This is a genomic window from Marinobacterium sp. BA1, from assembly GCF_041155135.1.
Taxonomy (GTDB): Bacteria; Pseudomonadota; Gammaproteobacteria; order Pseudomonadales; family Balneatricaceae; genus Marinobacterium; species Marinobacterium iners.
Genome location: NZ_BAAFHC010000001.1, coordinates 3,713,334 through 3,733,639, shown reverse-complemented (window position 1 = coordinate 3,733,639; position 20,306 = coordinate 3,713,334). Strand labels below are relative to the sequence as shown.

Below are 20,306 nucleotides of genomic sequence, written 5' to 3'. Positions count from 1 at the left end.
TCTGTAACATGGGGCCCGGGGGCACTGAATAATTGCACGATTTTAACGGTTGCGCGGGTGGATCACCACCCCATCAGTCATAACACAGGCGCACAGCCTTGTTACCGAACTGTTCCTTCAACTGCAACAGCAGCTCATCAGTCGGCGAGACGGACCACTCACTGCCCAGCCAGACCCGTGCCTCGGCGTCTTCACGACGGTACCTCAGCGCCACGGACAGGCTGATCAGCGGGCTACGCCCCTTCGCCAGAGTATCAGCCAGCTGTCGTAACTGCCGCGGCCCAAGCTGGCGGGTATCGCACTGCACTTCAACACAGCGCGCCTGTGCCGCACGTACCTGAGCCATGCTTTGCACTCGATTACAGCGTACCTTGAGCCCACCATTGTAGTCATCCTGTACCACTTCGCCTTCTACTACCAGAACCGCGTCCTTGTTGATGACGGTGCGGGCTTCTTCATAGGTATCACCAAACAGAGTGACTTCAAGCCGCGCACTGCGATCGTCCAGGGTCAAGAAACAGAGGTTATCGCCCTTTTTGGTCTTTTTCAGCCGCATGTCGACGACAAGACCGGCCATCTTCTGGCTGCGACCACGATCTGGCTGAATCTCCACCAGCTTACGACTGACCAGATGTTTCAGCTCCGCTTCATACTCATCGATCGGATGGCCAGTAACATAGAGCCCCAGCGTATCCTTTTCACCCTGCAGGCGCTCCTTGTCGGTCCAGTCACGCGCCTTGTGAAACTCGGCATAGGGGTCCGAGGGCGCTTCAGCCTCCACCGCGCCAAACAGGTCCATCATGCCGGCATCTTCGTTGCGCGCACTCTGATCGGCCGCCTTCAATGCGGCCGGAATCGCATCCCAGAGAACTGCACGCGAAGGGCCCACACTGTCCAGTGCACCGCACCTCACCAGCGCCTCCAGCACTCGCTTGTTGAGTTTGCCTGCCCCCACCCGCTCACAGAAGTCAAACAGGTCACGGAAGGCCCCCCCTTCCTGACGGGCACGTACGATGGCTTCCACCGGGCCTTCACCCACCCCCTTAACGGCCCCGAGGCCATACACCACTTCATCGGCGTCGTTGACGGTGAACATGTATTCACTGTCATTCACGTCCGGCAGACGTACCGTCAGTTTCATCTGACGACACTCTTCGATGAAGATCACCACCTTGTCGGTGTTCTGCATATCGGACGAGAGCACGGCAGCCATGAAGGCAGCAGGGTAGTGCTGCTTCAGCCAGGCAGTCTGGTAGGACACCAGCGCATAGGCCGCCGAGTGGGACTTGTTGAAGCCGTAACCGGCGAATTTTTCCACCAGATCGAAGATATTGCCCGCCAGGTCCTTGTCGATTCCCTGATTGGCACACCCTTCCAGGAAGATGCTGCGCTGCTTGGCCATCTCTTCGGGCTTTTTCTTGCCCATGGCACGTCGCAGCATGTCGGCGCCGCCAAGGGTGTAACCCGCCATCACCTGGGCGATCTGCATCACCTGTTCCTGATACAGGATGATGCCGTAGGTAGGCTCCAGCACAGGCTGCAAGCTGTCGAGCTGGTAATCAGGGTGCGGCCAGGCCAGTGGAGCACGGCCATGCTTTCGGTTGATGAAGTCGTCCACCATCCCCGATTGCAGCGGCCCCGGACGGAACAGGGCCACCAACGCGATGATATCCTCAAACCGGTTTGGCAAAAGACGGCGAATCAGATCCTTCATGCCGCTGGATTCCAGCTGGAACACCGCAGTGGTCTGGGCACTCTGCAGCAGCTTAAACGTATCAGGATCTTCCAGATCGATGGTTTCGATCTCAAGCGCGGCTTCGCCGGTTTTCCTGCGCTTGCGATTGATGGTGTCTAACGCCCAGTCGATGATAGTCAGTGTACGCAGGCCCAGAAAGTCGAACTTCACCAGACCCGCTTCTTCCACATCGTTCTTGTCAAACTGGGTCACCAAACCCTGACCGTATTCGTCACAGTAGGTAGCGGAGAAGTCGGTCAGTTTGGTGGGCGCAATCACGACACCGCCGGCATGTTTGCCGACGTTGCGGGTGACGCCCTCCAGCTTGTAGGCCATTTCCATGATTTCCTGCGCTTCTTCGCTGCCATTCACGAAGTCGCGCAGAGTTTCCTCCTGCTCCCAGGCCTTGTTCAGAGTCATCCCCACTTCAAACGGGATCAGCTTGGAGAGGCGGTCAGCCAGACCGAAGGGTTTGCCCTGTACACGTGCGACGTCACGTACCACCGCCTTGGCGGCCATGGTGCCATAGGTGATGATCTGCGATACCGCGTCGCGACCATAGGTGCGCGCCACGTAGTCAATCACCTTGTCACGGTTATCCATGCAGAAATCGATATCGAAGTCAGGCATGGACACACGTTCCGGGTTCAGGAAGCGTTCGAACAGCAGGTCATATTCCAGCGGGTCCAGATCGGTAATCTTCTGCACATAGGCCACCAGAGAACCGGCACCAGAGCCGCGCCCCGGCCCTACCGGAATGCCGCTTTCCTTGGCCCACTTGATGAAGTCCATCACTATGAGGAAGTAGCCGGGAAAACCCATCTGAATGATGATATCCAGCTCAAACTCCAACCGCTCTTCGTAGGGCCTGCGCCGCTCCTGATAGTCCGGCGCATCCTTGTCGAGCAGAAATGCCAGTCGTTCCTCCAAACCTTCCCAAGACACCTGACGGAAGTAGTCATCCATCAACATCCCTTCCGGCACGGGGTAGCGCGGCAGGTAGTACGTTCCCAGTTCCAGCTCGATGTTGCAGCGCCGAGCGATCTCGACCGTGTTTTCCAGTGCACTGGGAATGTCACTGAACAACTCGGCCATCTCATCAGCGGAACGGAAGTATTGTTGATCGGAGTAATTGTGCGGTCGTTGCGGATCATCCAAAGTGCGACCCAGGTTGATACACACCCGAGCCTCATGCGCCTCAAAGTCATCCTGCTTGAGGAACATCACTTCATTGGTGGCCACCAGTGGGCAGCCCGTTCTTGCAGCCAGTTCAACACTGGCATGCACCAGCGCCTCATCACCTGAGCGTCCGGTACGCTGAACTTCAAGGTAAAAGCTGTCCGGAAAGACCTTACGCCAGCTGTCGAGGATTGCTTCGGCATTGCCGCTTTCGGATAGCAGCGCCCGGCCTATCTCGCCCTGACGCGCACCGGACAGGGCGATCAGACCTTCAGCCTTTTCCCGTATCCACTCCACCTTGACCAGCGCACGCTCAGGGTCAATATTCTGCCCTTCGGCATAGGCGCGGGATACCAGCTCCATCAAGTTGCGATAACCCTTGCCTGTACGTACCAGCAGGGTCAGCCGAAAGGGCTCACCCTCGGGCTCAATCGGGTTTTGTACCCATAGATCAACACCGCAGATCGGTTTGACGCCAGCGCCCAGTGCCGCCTTGTAGAATTTGATTAAGGCAAACAGGTTGGTCTGATCAGTGACAGCAACGGCCGGCATTTTCTGCGCCGCTGCGGCGGCCACTAATGGTTTGATTCTGACCAGACCGTCGAACAGTGAATATTCGGTATGTACCCGAAGATGGACAAAGCGTGGATCAGACATGGGGCTCTCGGTTCAGTTGTTCTCGCACCGGGCGAAAACTGCGTCGATGCTCAGGCAGCGCCCCCAGCCGGGACAGCGCTTCAAGGTGTTCGGGCGTCGGGTACCCCTTGTGTCGTGCAAAGCCGTATTCAGGGAATTGCAGATGCAGCTGTTGCATCTGACGATCCCGTTCAACCTTCGCCAGAATCGAGGCTGCGCTGATTTCGGCCACACGGGCATCACCCTTTACAACAGGCTCCGCCGGGCAAGACAGCACCGGGCAGCGGTTACCGTCAATCAATGCATAATCGGGAGCGACCTGGAGTCCGGCCACGGCGCGTTGCATCGCCAACAGGGTGGCATGCAGAATATTCAATTCATCGATTTCAGCTGGGCTGGCTTTGGCAACACACCAGGCCAGGGCACGCTCGCGGATCAATTCGTACAGATGCTCCCGACGTTTTTCGCTGAGTTTCTTGGAATCGGCCAGCCCTTCAATGGGACGTTCCGGATCCAGGATTACGGCCGCCGCCACCACATCCCCCACCAGCGGGCCGCGACCGACCTCATCCACACCCGCGATCAAACCGCTGGGGCGAAATATAATCTCAGTGTTGTGCATGGCGGGTCTCCAAAAGTTCCAGCACGGCATCAGCGGCACGCTCACTGGCATTGCAGCGCAGCTCAGTACCAATAGCGGCAAAAGTTTGCTCGACTCGGTTACGATAGGCCTGATCTTCCAGCGCACGCAGCAGCAGCGGTCCAAGCACCTCAGGCGTCACCCTGTCCTGCAACACCTCCGGCACCACCTCCTCCTGAGCCAGCACATTGGGCAGCGAGATCCAGCGGCTCTTGATCATGCGCGAATAGATCGAGTAGGTCAGGCCAGCCATTTTGTACGCCACCACCATTGGCTTCTGCAGCAGACAGGCTTCAAGCGTGGCCGTACCTGAAGCGATCAGAATCGCATCGGCCAGCGCCATCACTTCACGAGAGCCTTGCAGTACCAGTTTCAGATTCAGCTCGGGATATTGCTGTACCTGCTGCGCCAACTGTTCATAGCGGCGCTGATTGGCCGCCGGCAGAATAAACTCCACCTCCGGACGCTGCTGTGCCAGCCAACGTGCCGTTTCCAGGAAAGGCTCGGCTAGATATTTCAGTTCAGAACCGCGACTGCCGGGCAAAATGGCAATCAGTGGCCCCTGATCAGAGCGGTCGCGTCCATAGTGCTGGCGCGCGCTTTCCAGGTCCAGGTCAGCCGGTATTTGATCAGCCAACGGATGGCCGACAAAGCGCAGATTCTGTCCGGTGGGTGCGTACACCTCTGCCTCAAACGGGAACAGGGTCAGCAACAGGTCCGTGCTCTGCTTGATCTTGAAGATCCGCTTACGCTTCCAGGCCCAGACTGACGGGCTGACATAATGCACCGTTGGAATCCCCGCCTGCTTCAATGCCTTTTCCATACCAAAGGTGAAATCGGGTGCATCGATACCAATGAACAGATCGGGCGGGTTATCGATAAAATGACGAATCAGACGCTTGCGCGCACGCAAAAGCTCCGGCAGCCGACCCAATACCTCAACCAGACCCATCACCGAAAGGCGTTCAAGCGGAAACAGCTCGGCGCAGCCCTGCTGCTGCATCAATTCGCCGGGGATACCTTCAAACTGGATGTCGGGATTACGCTGATGCAGGGCCGAGATCAAGGCAGCACCCAGAATATCCCCGGATGCCTCACCTGCAACGATGCCGATCCGCAAGGGGTGCATCGATAACCTCAGCGGATAATGCCGCGACTGGACGTCTGCAGCGAATCGATCAGAGCACGTACTGAAGGTTCTTCAGATGCCATGGCTTCAAGCGTCTCAAGCGCCTGATCAACAGTCAGCCCCTGACGATAGATTGCCTTGTAGGCGCGCCGCAAAATGGCCAGCGCCTCGGTTGAGAAACCACGCCTGCGCAGTCCTTCAAGGTTGATTCCGTGGGGACGCGCACTGTTGCCACTGGCCATTACATAGGCCGGTATATCCTTAAGCACTACCGTCCCGGCACCGCACATTACATGCGGACCTATATGACAAAACTGATGCACAGCCGTGAAGCCGCCCAAAATGGCATGGTCACCCACGTGCACATGCCCGGCCAATGCCGCGTTATTGGCCAGAATCACGTGATCACCCACGATGCAGTCATGGGCTACATGGGCATAGGCCATCAACAGGTTGTGGCTGCCGATGCGGGTAATACCCGCATCTTGAATTGTACCTCGGTGGATCGTGACACCTTCACGTATCACGTTGTGATCACCAATCTCCAGCCGAGTTGGCTCACCCCGGTATTTTTTGTCCTGGCAGTCCTCACCCACAGTCGAGAACTGGAAAATCCGGTTGCCTTCACCAATACGGGTTGGCCCCTTGATCACCACATGTGAAGCGATGCGCGTGCCGGCACCAATCTCCACATCCGGACCAATCAATGTCCAGGGGCCGACTTCAACATCACTGGCCAGACGGGCTGATGGGTCGACAATGGCTTGCGGGTGAATCAATGTCACACCTTTCTGTCTGCACAAAGAATGGTGGCACTGCTGACGGTTTCGCCATCGACGCTGGCGCGTACATCGAACTTCCAGATACCGCGACGCTCGGAAACCACCTTCGCTTCCAGCTGCAGCTGGTCCCCTGGCACCACCGGGCGCTTGAAGCGCAGATTATCGGCACCGACGAAGTAATAGATCGACCCGTCTTCCGGCCCCTTGTTCATGGTCTTGAAACCCAGAATACCGGCGGCCTGAGCCATGGCTTCCACAATCAGTACACCCGGCATCACCGGATGATCGGGAAAGTGGCCGTTAAAGAAGGGCTCGTTTACTGTTACATTCTTGATAGCGGTGATTGACTCACCTGGCTCAAGAGCCAAGACCCGGTCCACCAGCAGAAAGGGGTAACGGTGGGGCAGGTATTTCCGGATCTCTTTAACGTCCATCATTATTTTGACCTTCAGTAGAAATTTGTTCGACAGCCTGTTCGATTCTGCGCACACGTCGTGCCAGATCATCCAGCTGACGGAAACGGAACACATTGCGCTTCCATTGCTGATGCGGTTCAAGCCCTGTACCAGAGGAGTAGGCCCCCGGCCGGGTAATGGACTTGCTGACCAGTGACATGGCAGTCACATGGGTGTCATCAGCAATTTCAAGATGACCGGTGATACCGGTCATTCCGGCGATGGTACAGCGCTCGCCAATTTTAGTGCTTCCGGCTACGGCGGTACAGCCTGCAATGGCGCTGTCCCGACCAACAATCACGTTGTGGGCTATCTGGATCTGATTATCGAGCTTCACACCCGCTTCGATCCGAGTGTCATCCAACGCACCACGATCAATCGTGACACCTGCACCGATTTCGACCCTGTCACCAATCACCACTCCGCCAAGCTGGCAAATTTTCTCCCAGCCCTGCTGATTGCGCGCAAAACCGAAACCATCACTGCCCAGAACGGCTCCACTGTGAATCAGAACCTGCTCACCCAGGGTCACGTTGGGATAAAGCGTGACATGCGCCTCAAGCCGACAACCCGTACCAATCTGACAGTCGCGTCCGATCACTGTACCGGCACCCACACTGACGCCGGATGCAATCTCCACATTCTCGCCAATCACCACGTAGGGACCAATTTCCACACCGGAAGCCAGTCGGGCCGAGTCGGCAATAACGGCAGTACTGTCAACACCCGGGGATACTGGAGAGCGCCAGTCAAACAACTGACTGGCCTTGGCAAAGGTAAAATAGGGATCATCAACGATCAGCGCGGCTACCGGGCAGTGGCCGACCTGCTCGGACCGCACCAGCACAGCCTCGGCGGAAGTGTGCTGTAATTGCCTAAGGTAGCGGGGATTGGCAAAGAACGACAGCTCACCTGGGCCAGCCGAATTCAGGGTTGCCAGAGTCACAATGCCCGCTTTGGGGTCCCCACCCTGCAGCGTTGCGCCCAATCGCTGCGCAAGATCTCCCAGAGTATAGCGGGCAGTCGATACCATAGGTGCGTATTACTTGTTCAGCAATTCGATAACTCTTGGCGTGAGATCTACACTATTGGCACTGTAAACAGTCGCCTGCTTGGAGATCACCACTTCAAAATTCTCGCCTTCTATCAGTTCTCGAATCGCTTTATCCAGGCGCGGGCGCATCTCGGCAATAAATGCCTGCTCACGCTCTCCACGCTTCTGCTGCAATTCCTGGCCACGACGCTGGTACTCGGCAAATGCCTTTTGGAACTGCATCCGCATCTGTTTGATATCGTCTTCAGAGGCAAGACCTGCGTTTTTCTGCAGTTTTTCTCTTAGTTCGCGGGCCTGTTTCTCGAGTGCGACAAGCTGCTTTTCGTCATCCGCGAATTCCTTTTTCAGCTCTTCGCGGAAGTTTTTTGCGGCATTGGAGTTAAGCAAGGCTTCTTCCACACCCAGTACAGCCACTTTCTCGGCCATGGCATGGCTACTGAACGCCAATAAGACAGCAGTAAACAGTTGTGCAGCAAACTTCATGATATCTCCTTAGAAAGTCTGACCGAGTGCAAACTGGAACACTTCGGTATCGTCATTTTCCTTGTCATTCAGCGGCATGCCCAGTGACACGGACAGAGGACCAATAGGCGTCAGCCAGCTGACGCCCACACCGACAGAATAACGCAGGTCACCCAAGTCCACATCCGCACCACTGCCGGTAGAGTAGACGTTACCGGCATCCATGAATACCAGACTGCGCCAGGCACTCTTATCGTCCAGGAATGGCATCGGGAAAATAAACTCGGCGCTGCCGGCGAGCATCAGGTTGCCGCCAAAGGGATCTTCATTGGAATCCTGTGGACCCAGCGAGTTGTTGGAATAGCCCCGCACGCTTTTAAGACCGCCGGCATAGAAATTTTTGAAGAACGGATACTGATTATCTCCCCAACTGTCGCCATAGCCAGCACGCCCGCGCAGAGCGAAGATCCAGGTTTCATCTTCATCCAGCGGTTTGTAAAAACGGTTGTTGTAGTTGGCACGAAAATAGGTCAGGTCACTGCCCGGCACGGCCACCTCGAAACTGGCACCCTGGGCATAGCCACGGCTTGGGAAAAAGCCACGGTTAAGACGGTTATCACTCCAGCCGGCGGTCAGCTTCCAGTTAAAGAAGGAGTCACCCTCATCATCAATGAAGTCCTTAACCTCAGATGCGGTCTGAGGGTAAGTATTGAGCTGGATAAATTCGAGATCACCACTGAAGCTCAAACGCTGAAAATCATCGATCGGATAGCCAAAGGTGATACCACCTCCCGCTTCATCCGCCGTATAGGAGCTGATATCGTCTTCTTCGTAATCGCGTTCACGGTAATAAACGTTAAAGCCACGGCTCACCCCATCCAACGTATAATAGGGATCCAGATAGTTGAAGCTGTACTCGGTACGAGTTGAGCTGTTGGAAATATTGAAGCCGATTTTCTTGCCACCACCCAGAAAGTTATCCTGCTGCACGCCGAGATCAATAATGATGCCGTCGTTCTGAGAGAAGCCAATACTGGCCGAGAACTGGCCCGACTGCTGTTCTTCGACACTGTACTCAATATCAACCTGGTCATCCGTACCAGGCACCGGACGCGTTTCAACATTGACGGTCTTGAAGTAACCGGTCTTGTCCAAACGGGTACGAGAGCGCTCAATATCCCGAGTTGAGGCGATACCGGCTTCCATCTGCTCCAGCTCCCGCCGGATAACCTCATCCGCCGTGCGGGTATTGCCCTTGATCGCGATACGACGAACATAAGTACGCTTGCCGGGCTCAATAAAGTAACGAATGGATACGGTGTTGTCTTCATGCAGCTCCGGCACAGGGCTTACATTGGCAAACATGTAGCCCTCATCACCAAGCAGGCGAACCAGACGCTCCTGGCTTTGAGTCATATCCTTGCGAGAAAAAACCTCTCCCGACTTAACACTCAGCTCACCCAGCATCACATCCTGAGGTACCACCATTTCGCCGGCCACACTCACATCACGCACTGAGTACTGCTCACCTTCGGTGATGGCAACACTGATATAGACGTGCTTCTTGTCCGGTGTAATGGAAACCTGTGCCGAATCGATCTCAAAGTTGATATAGCCGCGATCCAGATACCAGGAACGCAAACGCTCAAGGTCGCCGGTCAGTTTTTCCCGGGCATAGCGATCATCTTTTTTGTAGAAGGACCAGAAGTTGGGCAACTTTAATGAGAACAGGTCAGTCAGTTCTTCATCACTGAAAACTGTATTACCCACTATGTTGATATGCTGAATCGAGGCAACCTGGCCTTCGCGAATATTGATATTCAACTGTACCCGGTTGCCTGAAAGAGGCTCAACCTCGGTTTGAATATCGGCACCGTAGCGCCCCTGAGAAGTATATACACGCAACAGATCCTGGCTGATCTGATCCAGCGCAGCGCGACGGAACACGTCGCCCTCCTGCAGCCCTGATTGCTTAAGGCCGTTCAGGAGATCCTCTTTTTTAATGACCTTATTGCCATCAATGTTAATCAACGCAACAGATGGCCGCTCCTGCAGGCGTACAACCAGCACACCACCATCACGCTCGACCTGCACATCTGCAAAATAGCCCGACCGAAACAATGCCTTGACCGCATCCGACAACTGGGAGCGTGTCAGCTCATCACCGGCTGTAACAGGAAAATTACGGAATACGATGCCGGGCTCAACCCTTTGCAACCCTTCCAGACGAATATCGTTCACTTCGAAGGGGAATGCAGCCGCCTGCGCCTGCACCATCCATAGCATCGATACGAAAAACAGACCCAGTTTGCGTTTCATGCACTACTTCTTACGTTAGGTTATCGACTGATAGGAAAAACTGGCGCAGATCAGAACAGCCGTGCCAGATCATTGAGTATCGCCAGTGCCATCAAGCTGAACAGCAACACCATGCCGATTCTCAGACCCAGCATCTGAACCCGCTCACTGACTGGTCGCCCTCGAATCAGCTCGACCGCGTAATAGAGCAGGTGTCCACCATCAAGCATAGGTATCGGCAACAAATTGAGCACGCCGAGACTGATACTCAGATAGGCCAGAAAACTGACAAACGACTCCAGACCTGACGCAGCCGAAGTCCCCGCCACTTTAGCAATGGTTATCGGACCACTCAAGTTTTTTACCGAGATCACCCCAGCAATCATCTTGCCGATGGCATCCAGAGTCAGACCGATCATTTGGCCCGTTTTTTCGACACCCGCCACAAGTGCCTCAATTGGACCATAACTCAGGGTGCGCTGCATTGACTCGGGATATTCAACAGGAGACACGCCAGCACCGATATAGCCTTGCGGTCGTCCATCAGGCAGTGCTCGGGTGGCGGGTACCACAGTCAACGTGACGATACGCCCTTCGCGCTCAAGCATGAGTTCAAGCGGCTGCTCAGGCGCTGCCTGAACCTTGTGCACAAGCTCGATCCAGTCCGCCACCGGCTCACCGTCAACTTTCAGCACACGGTCCCCGACCTGAATGCCGGCAGCCCCGGCACGACCGTCTTCAGTCAGCAAGCCGATCACGGCCGGTATTTCCGGTTGCCACGGCATAAGCCCAAGAGCGGTGACCGGTGACTCGCGCTCAAGATCAACATCCCAGCGCTCTATTGGCACCGAATAGCTTCGAGCATAGCCACGTGCAGGCTCGCCCAACATCAACTCAACACGACCGGTTTCACCCACCCGCGCCGCCAGCCTGAGGTTCACCTCACTCCATGAGCGAACGCTATTGCCATCAACCTCCAGTACCTCATAACCGGACTCCACATTTGCGGAAGCAGCTGGTGAGTCTGGACGCACATCACCTACCACCGGTACGACCGATGAAACCCCGTAAATAAACAAAAACCAGTAGGCAAGGACCGCAAACAACAAGTTAACCAGCGGCCCAGCTGCAACAATGGCGATGCGCTGCAGTACTGGCTTGTTATTGAAGGCCTGAGCACGCAATGACTCTGGCACATCCCCTTCGCGCTCATCCAGCATGCGGACATATCCGCCAAGAGGAATGGCTGCAATGGTGTACTCAGTGCCGTCACGCCCCACACGCATCCAGAGGGGCTTGCCGAAGCCGACCGAGAATCTCAGCACCTTGACACCACAGCGACGCGCCACCCAAAAATGCCCCCATTCATGTATGGTGACCAACAACCCAAGTGTCACAAGAGTAGCCAGAATCGTCTGCAGCAAGCTCATGATGTCGTTTTCAGACCCCTGTCACAAAATAAAGACCCGCAAAAAATACGGGTGCCGCGGCCGTCAGGCTGTCGATACGATCAAGCACACCGCCATGCCCCGGCAGAAGCTGACCGCTGTCCTTGATGCCGCGCTCACGCTTGAGCATGCTTTCCAGTAGATCACCCAGCACTGACACCATACCCGTCAACAATGACAGCAACATCAGAGTGACCGATGCAATCAGGCTTAGTTCCAGCCAAACGGCAAAGCCAAAACCCGCCAGGACACAAGCCACAAGACCTCCAGCAGCTCCCTCAAGGGTTTTGCCTGGACTGACTGCGGGCAGCAATTTGCGACGCCCCCAGGTCTTGCCAGACACGTAGGCTCCAATATCAGCCCCCCACACCAGAACAAGAAGCATCAGCAGCAGCGTCAGGCCGTTTTCACCCGCACGCAGAGCAGAAACGGCGTACCAGGCCGGCACCAGCACCAGCAATCCCATCATCAACCTGAGCGGTACTCGGCTGTAGCCTGCCGTTGCCGGATATCCTTTCACCAACAGCAGCGCTACCGACCAAAACAGCAGGGCAAGCACGATAGCCACCGACTGACTGCCCGGAACGAATGCCACAACAGTCAGTACCACGGCATGCAAGGCAAGATAAACAATCCGAGAAAACAGAGACAGCCGACACAGGTTGCCCCATTCCCAGCTGCCATACAGGAAAACCACAGCCAGCACGATTTCAAAGGCCGCCTGCGGTAACAGAAAAACAGCCGCCAATGCCAGAGGAGCCAGCACAAGCGCCGTCAAAACACGCTGTTTCAACACTGATTATCAGCCCCCACCTGCTCACTGGTTCGACCAAAACGACGCTCACGAGTGAGATAGGACTGCAGCGCCGCCAGCATCTCCCGCTTATCAAAGTCAGGCCAGAAGCAGTCGGTAAAATAGAGTTCAGTGTAGGCCAGCTGCCAGATCAGGAAATTACTGATGCGCTGCTCTCCACCGGTGCGTATGCACAGGTCCGGCGGCGGCAACTCTGCCAATGAAAGCTGACGAGTAAACAATTCCTCATCGATCTGCTCAGGTGACAACGCCCCCTCAAGACAGCGCTGTGCCAGAGAACGGGCGGCCGATACAATATCCCAACGACCACCGTAATTGGCGGCAATATTGAGCGCAAGCCCAGTATTGGAAGCGGTTTCGGCTTCAGCCTTGCGAATCAGGGCCTGCAGTTCCGGACTGAAGCGCGAAAGATCACCGATAACCCGCAGTCGGATATTGTGACGGGCCAGCTTGCGCACCTCATTCTTGAGCGCAAGCATGAAGAGCTGCATCAACCCACTGACCTCAACGGCAGGCCGCTTCCAGTTCTCGCTACTGAACGCAAACAGCGTCAGCGCTTCCACACTCTGTTCGGCACAGCATTCAATGACAGCACGCACACTGTCCACACCAGCCTTGTGCCCTGCCAACCCCGGCAGTCGCCGCTCTTTGGCCCAACGGTTATTGCCATCCATAATGATGGCGATGTGACGGGGCAGTGAGCGCCCCGGAGGTATCGTCAATTGGTGCTCAACAGCCATGCAGATCCGCGGCGGGGCGTACCCCGCTCCGTTGGTTCAGATTTCCATCAGGTCCGATTCTTTTTGTGCCAGCAGGCTATCCACCTCGGCCACATACTTGTCGGTCAGCTTCTGCACCTGATCTTCGCCACGACGGCTGTCATCTTCAGTGATCTCTTTTTCTTTCAGCAGATCTTTCAGATCACCGTTGGCATCGCGACGGATATTACGGATGGCAACGCGGGCATTTTCCGCTTCGGTGCGTGCCTGGCGAATATAGCCCTTACGGGTCTCTTCGGTCAGTGCGGGCATGGGCACGCGAATCACATCTCCGTTGGTGCTCGGATTCAAGCCCAGATCAGACTTGTGAATCGCTCTTTCGATATCGCTGACGACCTTTTTTTCCCAGGGAATAATGGTCAGGGTACGGGCATCTTCTACCGAAACGTTGGCAACCTGCTGAATCGGTACATCCGAGCCGTAGTAGGACACCGTAATGCTGTCGAGAATGCTCGGATGGGCACGCCCGGTACGGATTTTCTTGAAGTTTTCAACCAGCGCCTCAACGCTTTTTTTCATGCGCGCTTCAGCATCTTGAACAATTTCATTAATCATCGTTTTCTCCAGCAACAGAGCCGCTATCAATCAGGGTACCTTCATCGCCACCGAACACCAGATTCACCAGCGCACCGGGCTTGTTCATATTAAACACCCGCACCGGCATATCATGGTCCCGCGTCAGGCAGATGGCGGTCATATCCATCACCCCAAGCTGTTTTTCCAACACTTCATCGAAACTCAAACGGGTGTACCTGCGCGCATCCGGATCTTTCATCGGATCTGCCGTGTATACACCATCAACCTTGGTCGCTTTCAGGACCACGTCCGCTTCAATTTCGATGCCGCGCAGGCAGGCAGCAGAATCGGTTGTAAAGAAGGGATTGCCGGTACCGGCTGCAAAGATTACCACATCGCCCTGATTCAGGTAGCGCATTGCGTTACGGCGATCATACTGATCAACCACACCGCTCATTGGAATGGCGGACATAACACGGGTCGCAATATTGCAGCGCTCAAGCGCATCACGCATGGCCAGCGCATTCATCACTGTTGCCAACATACCCATGTGATCACCGGTAACCCGATCCAGGCCTGCCGCACTCAGCGCAGCGCCACGGAACAGGTTGCCACCACCAATTACCATTCCAACCTGAACACCTATACCTACCAGCTGACCGATTTCCAGCGCCATGCGGTTGAGCACCTTGGGATCGATCCCGAAGTTCTCCTCTCCCATCAGCGCTTCGCCGCTGAGCTTCAGCAGCAATCGTTTGTATCTGGATTGTTTATCTTTGGCAGGCATGATCTGTCTCCGCGCGGACGAAATGGCGTAAAGTGTAGCAGGAAAGCATGCGGCTGGGCATAAGAGCTACACCCAGCCGGAAAGCGCAGCAGCTGTTTACTTTTTCAGCTGTTCTGCAACCTCAGCAGCGAAGTCCTTGTGCTCGACCTCGATACCTTCGCCAACGGCAACGCGAACGAAGGATACAACTTCAGCACCGGCAGCCTTGGCTACCTGACCTACGGTCTGCTCAGGATTCTTGACGAACGGCTGCTCAACCAAGCTGTTTTCAGCCAGGAATTTCTTGATACGACCACCAGCCATCTTTTCCTTGATTTCCTGCGGCTTACCTTCCATATCCGGCTGTGCCATGATGATCTCTTTCTCACGAACCAGCTCTTCTTCCGGCATATCTTCCGGACGTGCAACACGCGGGTTGACTGCGGTTACGTGCATCGCAATATCGCGTGCCACATCAGCGTTACCGCCATTCAGTGCCACGATGGCAGCCAGACGGTTAGTGCTGTGCACGTAGGCATCAACCTTGTCGCCTTCAACCAGCATCAGACGGCGCACGCTGATGTTTTCACCGATTTTCTGTACCAGCGCTTCACGTGCAGACTCCAGCTCACCTGACATCAGCGCAGCCACGTCTGTTTCCTTGGCAGTAAAGGCCTTTTCCAGCACGGTGTTAACAAAGCCCAGGAAATTGTCGTCACGCGCAACAAAGTCGGTTTCAGAGTTGACTTCAACCGCAATCGCATAGCTGTTGTCATCAGCAACCTTGACCGCTACCACACCATCAGCTGCAGTACGACCCGCCTTTTTAGCCGCTTTCATACCGGAGGACTTGCGCAGATCGTCGATCGCCTTTTCGATGTCGCCTTCCGATTCAACCAGTGCCTTTTTGCATTCCATCATGCCCAGGCCGGTACGTTCGCGCAGTTCCTTGACCATCGCTGCAGAGATATTCGCCATGTCGCGTTCCTCTTTATTAATCGCTTCAATTCAAATTCAAAAAAGGGGAGCCAGGCCCCCCTTTGCACATCCAGACACGTTTACACGCGTCAGTTGTCAACTCTATTACTGAGCAGCTTCTTCAGCGTCGACTTCAACGAACTCGCCTTTGCCGGCATTGGCAGCAGCGCCTTCGATGCAGGCATCGGCAACTGACTTGACGTAAATCTGGATGGCACGCAGAGCATCGTCGTTACCCGGGATAACATGATCGATGCCATCCGGGTTGCTGTTGGTATCAACCACGCCAATAACCGGGATACCCAGCTTGTTAGCTTCGTTGATGGCAATACGCTCGTGGTCAACGTCGATCACGAACAGCGCGTCAGGCAGACCGCCCATTTCCTTGATACCACCGATGGAAAGCTCAAGCTTATCCATTTCACGGCTACGCATCAGCGCTTCTTTCTTGGTCAGCTTGTCAAAGGTACCGTCCTGAGACTGGGCTTCCAGCTCACGCAGGCGACGGATTGACTGACGGATGGTCTTGTAGTTGGTCAGCATGCCACCGAGCCAGCGGTGGTTAACGTAAGGCATACCGGCACGCGCGGCTTCCTCTTTGATCACCTTAGCCGCTGCACGCTTGGTGCCGACAAACATGATCTTGTTCTTGTTGCTGGCCATATTCTGAACCACATCCAGGGCGTTGTTCAGCGCCGGCAGGGTGTGCTCCAGGTTAATGATATGGATCTTGTTACGCGCACCAAAGATGAACTTGGACATCTTCGGATTCCAGTAACGGGTCTGGTGACCGAAGTGAACACCTGCCTTCAGCAGATCGCGCATTGAAACTTTAGCCATTGTGGTATTTCCTCTAACGGGTTATAACCTCCACATATCCCATCGCCCAACCGCTTGGCGGCACCCTGAACGCATGTGACGATATGTGTGTGTTTTCAGTTGATGTATTTAAAAGCCCCGATCGATGCCTGAGCATCCCTTTCGGGAGCGCGATTTATACCATAGCCGATACACTTTTTGAAGCGCCCTTTGGCTGAACGCGTCTTGTTCGCTACAATAGACGCCAGTTCACGCCCGGCTTCTCGCCCTACAGCCACGGGCATCCCTTCAAGCGCCAAGACCGAGTATTTATGACTATCAAAATCAAGACCCCGGAAGAGATTGAAAAGATGCGTACCGCCTGCCGACTGGCAGCGGAAGTTCTCGAAATGATTGAGCCATATGTCAAGCCGGGCGTGACAACCGATGAACTGAACCAAATCTGCCACGAACACATCGTTAACAAGCAGCAGGCCATTCCTGCCCCGCTCAACTACCACGGCTTCCCCAAGTCGATCTGCACCTCTGTAAATCAGGTGGTTTGTCACGGCATCCCCAATGATAAAAAACTCAAGAATGGCGACATCATCAATATTGATATCACCGTGATCAAGGATGGATACCATGGCGACACCAGCAAGATGTTCTACGTGGGCGATGTTGCCCCACATGCCCAACGTCTCTGTGAAATCACGCGCGAATGCATGCAGAAAGGCATCGAACTGGTTCGTCCTGGCGCACACCTGGGTGATATTGGCGAAGTGATCCAGAAGCACGCCGAGAGCAATCATTACTCAGTGGTCCGTGAGTACTGCGGCCACGGCATCGGCGCTGAGTTCCATGAAGACCCACAGGTACTTCACTACGGCAAAGCGGGCACCGGCGACGAACTCAAGGAAGGCATGATTTTCACCATCGAACCAATGATCAACGCCGGCAAGCGCCACGTAAAACTTAACAAGCGCGACGGCTGGACCGTTGAAACCACTGACCGACGCCTGTCCGCACAATGGGAACATACAGTTCTGGTAACCGCTGACGGTTACGAGATTCTGACCCTGCGCAAGGAAGAGATGGTCGCCTGATTTCACTCTGAACGAGCCCTTTCCATGACCCGTACCGCTCAGCCACTAGAAGCCGCACCGGAGCTGCTGGACCCCAGCCAGCTCCACACCAGCCTGTCCAATCGTGACAGACCGGTCATGAAAGTGCTCAAGGAATCGTTGCGTGAAGCACAACAACGCATGGATGATGCGTTCCGGCAGGGTGAAGACATTCGCCGCCTGATCTATGGCCGCGCCTGGGTACTGGACCAGATCCTTGATGCTGCCTGGTCCCAGTTTGCCTGGCCACCGGCACATCAGGCCGCCCTCATAGCCGTGGGCGGTTATGGCCGCGGAGAACTACACCCCTTCTCTGATATCGACATCCTGCTGCTGTTCGACCAGATCGATCCCAACGAATGCCAGGACAGCATCAGTGGCTTCCTGACTCTACTGTGGGATATAGGCCTGGACCTGGGGTCCAGTGTGCGCACCATTGACCAGTGTTATGACGAAGCGCGCAACGACATCACCATCGCCACCAACCTGATCGAGTCGCGCACGCTCTGCGGCGATCCTGCCCTGCAGAACGAGATGTATGATCGAGTGACCTCTGAGGGCGCCTGGACCGACAAGGAGTTTTTCAAGGCCAAGCTGGCCGAACAGAAAGAGCGCCACGAAAAAACTAACAACACCGAATACAATCTTGAGCCCAACCTGAAAAACTCGCCCGGAGGCCTGCGAGACCTTCAGACCGTAGGCTGGGTAGCCAAGCGCCACTTTGGCGCCACCTACATCCGCGATCTGGTGGACCACGGCTTCCTGACCGAACCCGAGCTGGACACCCTGAACAAGGGCGAACTCTATCTTTGGACCGTCCGCTACGCCCTGCATATGCTATGCAAGCGCCGCGAGGATCGACTGCTGTTCGATCATCAGCGTGCACTCGCCACATACTTCGGCTACGAAGACCAGGAAGGCGCTCTGGCGGTTGAGCAGTTCATGAGCAAGTATTACCGCGTCGCCATGGCCATGTCGGAATTCAACGACATGCTGCTGCAACACTTCGACGAGGCGATCCTGCGCATTGACGACGAGCAGAGCATCCAGCCACTGAACAATCGCTTTCAGATTCGCAACAACTACCTGGAAGCAGTCTATGACAAGGTATTCGAGCATCACCCCTTTGCCATCATGGAGCTGTTCGTACTGATGGCCCAGCACCCTGACATTCAGGGGGTTCGCGCCTCAACCATTCGACTGGTGCGCAACCATCGCCATCTGATCGACAACGACTTTCGCAAGGATATTCGCAACACCTCCCTGTTTATGGAGCTGCTGCGCTCACCGGAACGCGTGTCGACTGAACTTAAGCGCATGAACCGCTACGGCATTCTGGGGCTTTACCTTCCCGAGTTCGGCAAAATCGTGGGCCAGATGCAGCATGACCTGTTCCATATCTACACCGTGGATGCGCATACCCTGAAAGTGATTCAGAAGATGCGTCAGTTCCGTCATCGCGAATACCGCGAACAGTTTTCCATTGCCCACCGTATCGTCAACCAGCTGCCCAAAATTGAGCTGCTGTACATTGCGGGCCTTTATCACGACATTGCCAAGGGCCGTGGCGGTGACCACTCGGAGCTGGGTTCTGACGATGTAATAGCCTTCTGTCGACGCCATCATCTTGGCAAATGGGACACCCACCTGGTGGCCTGGCTGGTACGCAACCACCTGAAGATGTCCATGACGGCGCAGCGACGCGACATTTCAGACCCGGAGGTGATTCACGCTTTCGCCATGGAGGTGCGCGATTTGGTACATCTGGACTACCTTTACGTCCTGACCGTCGCGGATATCAATGCCACCAATCACACCCTGTGGAACAGCTGGCGCGCCACTTTGCTGCGCCAGCTCTATATGGATACCAAACGCTCACTGCGCCGCGGACTGGAAAACCCCATCAACAAGGAAGACCGTATCGAGCAGGTACAGCATGAAGCGATGCTGCTGCTGGCCCGCCAGGGTATTCGAGAGCAGGACATATTCGACCACTGGGCATTGCTGGGGGATGACTACTTCCTGCGAGAAGATGCGCACAACATCGCCTGGCATACACAGGCGATTCTGGAACACGGTGACAGCCCGCTACCGCTGGTCCTGATTCGCAAGACTTCTTACCGCGTCTTTGAAGGTGCTACCGAGATCTTCATCTACAGTGAAGATCTGCCTACCCTGTTCCCGGCGACGGTTGCCGCCATGGACCAGTTGCACCTTAACATTCAGGATGCCCGTATCATCCTCACCGACCATGGCCGCACTCTCAACACCTACACGGTACTGACGGATGACAACCAGCCACTGTCGGAAAACCCTGAATATCTGGCCAACATCCAGCGCCACCTGACCGAAGAGCTGGACGACCCGGAAGACTACCCCGAGATCATTCAGCGCCGGGTGCCGCGCCAGCTCAAGCTGTTTGCCACACCCACGCGCCTGACTCTGAGCAACGACCCCTCATCTCAGCAAACCATTCTGGAGGTGATCACTCCGGATCGCCCCGGCCTGTTGGCACGCATCGGCCGCATTTTTGTGGAGTTCGGCATTTCAGTGCGCAAGGCAAAGATTTCAAGCATTGGCGAGCGGGTTGAGGACTTTTTCTTCATCACCGACAGCAACAATCAGCCGATCAGTGATCCCGAGCTGTGCCACCAGCTGCAGCAGGCGATCTGCCAGCAGCTGGATGAACATGTGCAGAAACAGTAGCAGATCT

General features: G+C 55.4%; 17 protein-coding genes. 2 read left to right on the top strand and 15 right to left on the bottom strand.

Translation table 11 applies throughout. The annotated features are described in order from the left end of the window. Nucleotides 1-73: 73 nt before the first annotated feature. The 15 genes from dnaE to rpsB all read right to left on the bottom strand — a co-directional run bounded on the left by dnaE (nt 74) and on the right by rpsB (nt 16,511). The gene (gene dnaE, locus ACAM29_RS17965) at nt 74-3,571 is read right to left on the bottom strand and encodes a DNA polymerase III subunit alpha (RefSeq protein WP_369624957.1); all 3,498 of its coding nucleotides are present in this window, start codon (nt 3,569-3,571) and stop codon (nt 74-76) included. Next, nucleotides 3,564-4,172: a ribonuclease HII gene (gene rnhB / locus ACAM29_RS17960; RefSeq protein WP_369624956.1), complete on the bottom strand. Its 609-nt coding sequence runs from the start codon at nt 4,170-4,172 to the stop codon at nt 3,564-3,566. Before rnhB ends, dnaE begins: the two co-directional genes overlap by 8 nt. Then, the gene (gene lpxB / locus ACAM29_RS17955) at nt 4,159-5,319 is read right to left on the bottom strand and encodes a lipid-A-disaccharide synthase (protein WP_369624955.1); all 1,161 of its coding nucleotides are present in this window, start codon (nt 5,317-5,319) and stop codon (nt 4,159-4,161) included. Before lpxB ends, rnhB begins: the two co-directional genes overlap by 14 nt. An 8-nt stretch (nt 5,320-5,327) precedes the next feature. Further along, on the bottom strand, nt 5,328-6,098 hold the full coding sequence (gene lpxA / locus ACAM29_RS17950) for an acyl-ACP--UDP-N-acetylglucosamine O-acyltransferase (protein ID WP_175527647.1): 771 nt from the start codon (nt 6,096-6,098) through the stop codon (nt 5,328-5,330). A gap of 2 nt (nt 6,099-6,100) precedes the next feature. Further along, nucleotides 6,101-6,538, bottom strand: coding sequence for a 3-hydroxyacyl-ACP dehydratase FabZ (gene fabZ, locus ACAM29_RS17945; RefSeq protein ID WP_091826885.1), 438 nt, complete (start codon nt 6,536-6,538; stop codon nt 6,101-6,103). Next, complete coding sequence (gene lpxD / locus ACAM29_RS17940; protein WP_369624954.1) at nt 6,525-7,589, bottom strand: UDP-3-O-(3-hydroxymyristoyl)glucosamine N-acyltransferase; 1,065 nt, start codon at nt 7,587-7,589, stop codon at nt 6,525-6,527. Before lpxD ends, fabZ begins: the two co-directional genes overlap by 14 nt. A 9-nt stretch (nt 7,590-7,598) precedes the next feature. Then, entirely contained in the window at nt 7,599-8,093 is a 495-nt protein-coding gene (locus ACAM29_RS17935; RefSeq protein WP_091826883.1) for an OmpH family outer membrane protein, read from the bottom strand. Nucleotides 8,094-8,102: 9 nt separating this feature from the next. Then, nucleotides 8,103-10,391: an outer membrane protein assembly factor BamA gene (gene bamA, locus ACAM29_RS17930; RefSeq protein WP_369624953.1), complete on the bottom strand. Its 2,289-nt coding sequence runs from the start codon at nt 10,389-10,391 to the stop codon at nt 8,103-8,105. A gap of 50 nt (nt 10,392-10,441) precedes the next feature. Beyond that, the gene (gene rseP / locus ACAM29_RS17925) at nt 10,442-11,800 is read right to left on the bottom strand and encodes a sigma E protease regulator RseP (protein ID WP_369624952.1); all 1,359 of its coding nucleotides are present in this window, start codon (nt 11,798-11,800) and stop codon (nt 10,442-10,444) included. Between the two features lie 10 nt (nt 11,801-11,810). Next, nucleotides 11,811-12,614, bottom strand: coding sequence for a phosphatidate cytidylyltransferase (locus tag ACAM29_RS17920; RefSeq protein WP_369624951.1), 804 nt, complete (start codon nt 12,612-12,614; stop codon nt 11,811-11,813). Continuing rightward, the gene (uppS, locus tag ACAM29_RS17915) at nt 12,608-13,372 is read right to left on the bottom strand and encodes a polyprenyl diphosphate synthase (protein WP_369624950.1); all 765 of its coding nucleotides are present in this window, start codon (nt 13,370-13,372) and stop codon (nt 12,608-12,610) included. The genes ACAM29_RS17920 and uppS overlap by 7 nt, the downstream gene beginning before the upstream one ends. Before the next feature lie 36 nt (nt 13,373-13,408). Next, a complete protein-coding gene (gene frr / locus ACAM29_RS17910) occupies nt 13,409-13,966 on the bottom strand; it encodes a ribosome recycling factor (protein WP_369624949.1) in 558 nt (185 codons plus the stop codon). Then, nucleotides 13,959-14,714 (bottom strand): UMP kinase, encoded by a 756-nt coding sequence (pyrH, locus tag ACAM29_RS17905; RefSeq protein WP_091826877.1) that lies wholly within the window; start codon nt 14,712-14,714, stop codon nt 13,959-13,961. The genes frr and pyrH overlap by 8 nt, the downstream gene beginning before the upstream one ends. A gap of 96 nt (nt 14,715-14,810) precedes the next feature. Continuing rightward, nucleotides 14,811-15,671 (bottom strand): translation elongation factor Ts, encoded by an 861-nt coding sequence (gene tsf, locus ACAM29_RS17900; protein WP_206836354.1) that lies wholly within the window; start codon nt 15,669-15,671, stop codon nt 14,811-14,813. A gap of 105 nt (nt 15,672-15,776) precedes the next feature. Next, complete coding sequence (rpsB, locus tag ACAM29_RS17895) at nt 15,777-16,511, bottom strand: 30S ribosomal protein S2 (RefSeq protein ID WP_091826875.1); 735 nt, start codon at nt 16,509-16,511, stop codon at nt 15,777-15,779. Between the two features lie 290 nt (nt 16,512-16,801). Here rpsB and map point away from each other — a divergent pair, with 290 nt between their 5' ends. Both map and ACAM29_RS17885 read left to right on the top strand, forming a co-directional pair. After that, nucleotides 16,802-17,575 (top strand): type I methionyl aminopeptidase, encoded by a 774-nt coding sequence (map, locus tag ACAM29_RS17890; protein WP_206836356.1) that lies wholly within the window; start codon nt 16,802-16,804, stop codon nt 17,573-17,575. A gap of 24 nt (nt 17,576-17,599) precedes the next feature. Next, entirely contained in the window at nt 17,600-20,299 is a 2,700-nt protein-coding gene (locus tag ACAM29_RS17885; protein WP_369624948.1) for a [protein-PII] uridylyltransferase, read from the top strand. Nucleotides 20,300-20,306: the final 7 nt, after the last annotated feature.

Coding starts and splice junctions, on each gene's coding strand:
- dnaE (WP_369624957.1), bottom strand. CDS start 3,571: ATGTCTGATCCACGCTTTGTCCATCTTCGGGTACATACCGAATATTCA.
- rnhB (WP_369624956.1), bottom strand. CDS start 4,172: ATGCACAACACTGAGATTATATTTCGCCCCAGCGGTTTGATCGCGGGT.
- lpxB (WP_369624955.1), bottom strand. CDS start 5,319: ATGCACCCCTTGCGGATCGGCATCGTTGCAGGTGAGGCATCCGGGGAT.
- fabZ (WP_091826885.1), bottom strand. CDS start 6,538: ATGATGGACGTTAAAGAGATCCGGAAATACCTGCCCCACCGTTACCCC.
- lpxD (WP_369624954.1), bottom strand. CDS start 7,589: ATGGTATCGACTGCCCGCTATACTCTGGGAGATCTTGCGCAGCGATTG.
- ACAM29_RS17935 (WP_091826883.1), bottom strand. CDS start 8,093: ATGAAGTTTGCTGCACAACTGTTTACTGCTGTCTTATTGGCGTTCAGT.
- bamA (WP_369624953.1), bottom strand. CDS start 10,391: ATGAAACGCAAACTGGGTCTGTTTTTCGTATCGATGCTATGGATGGTG.
- rseP (WP_369624952.1), bottom strand. CDS start 11,800: ATGAGCTTGCTGCAGACGATTCTGGCTACTCTTGTGACACTTGGGTTG.
- uppS (WP_369624950.1), bottom strand. CDS start 13,372: ATGGCTGTTGAGCACCAATTGACGATACCTCCGGGGCGCTCACTGCCC.
- frr (WP_369624949.1), bottom strand. CDS start 13,966: ATGATTAATGAAATTGTTCAAGATGCTGAAGCGCGCATGAAAAAAAGC.
- pyrH (WP_091826877.1), bottom strand. CDS start 14,714: ATGCCTGCCAAAGATAAACAATCCAGATACAAACGATTGCTGCTGAAG.
- tsf (WP_206836354.1), bottom strand. CDS start 15,671: ATGGCGAATATCTCTGCAGCGATGGTCAAGGAACTGCGCGAACGTACC.
- rpsB (WP_091826875.1), bottom strand. CDS start 16,511: ATGGCTAAAGTTTCAATGCGCGATCTGCTGAAGGCAGGTGTTCACTTC.
- map (WP_206836356.1), top strand. CDS start 16,802: ATGACTATCAAAATCAAGACCCCGGAAGAGATTGAAAAGATGCGTACC.
- ACAM29_RS17885 (WP_369624948.1), top strand. CDS start 17,600: ATGACCCGTACCGCTCAGCCACTAGAAGCCGCACCGGAGCTGCTGGAC.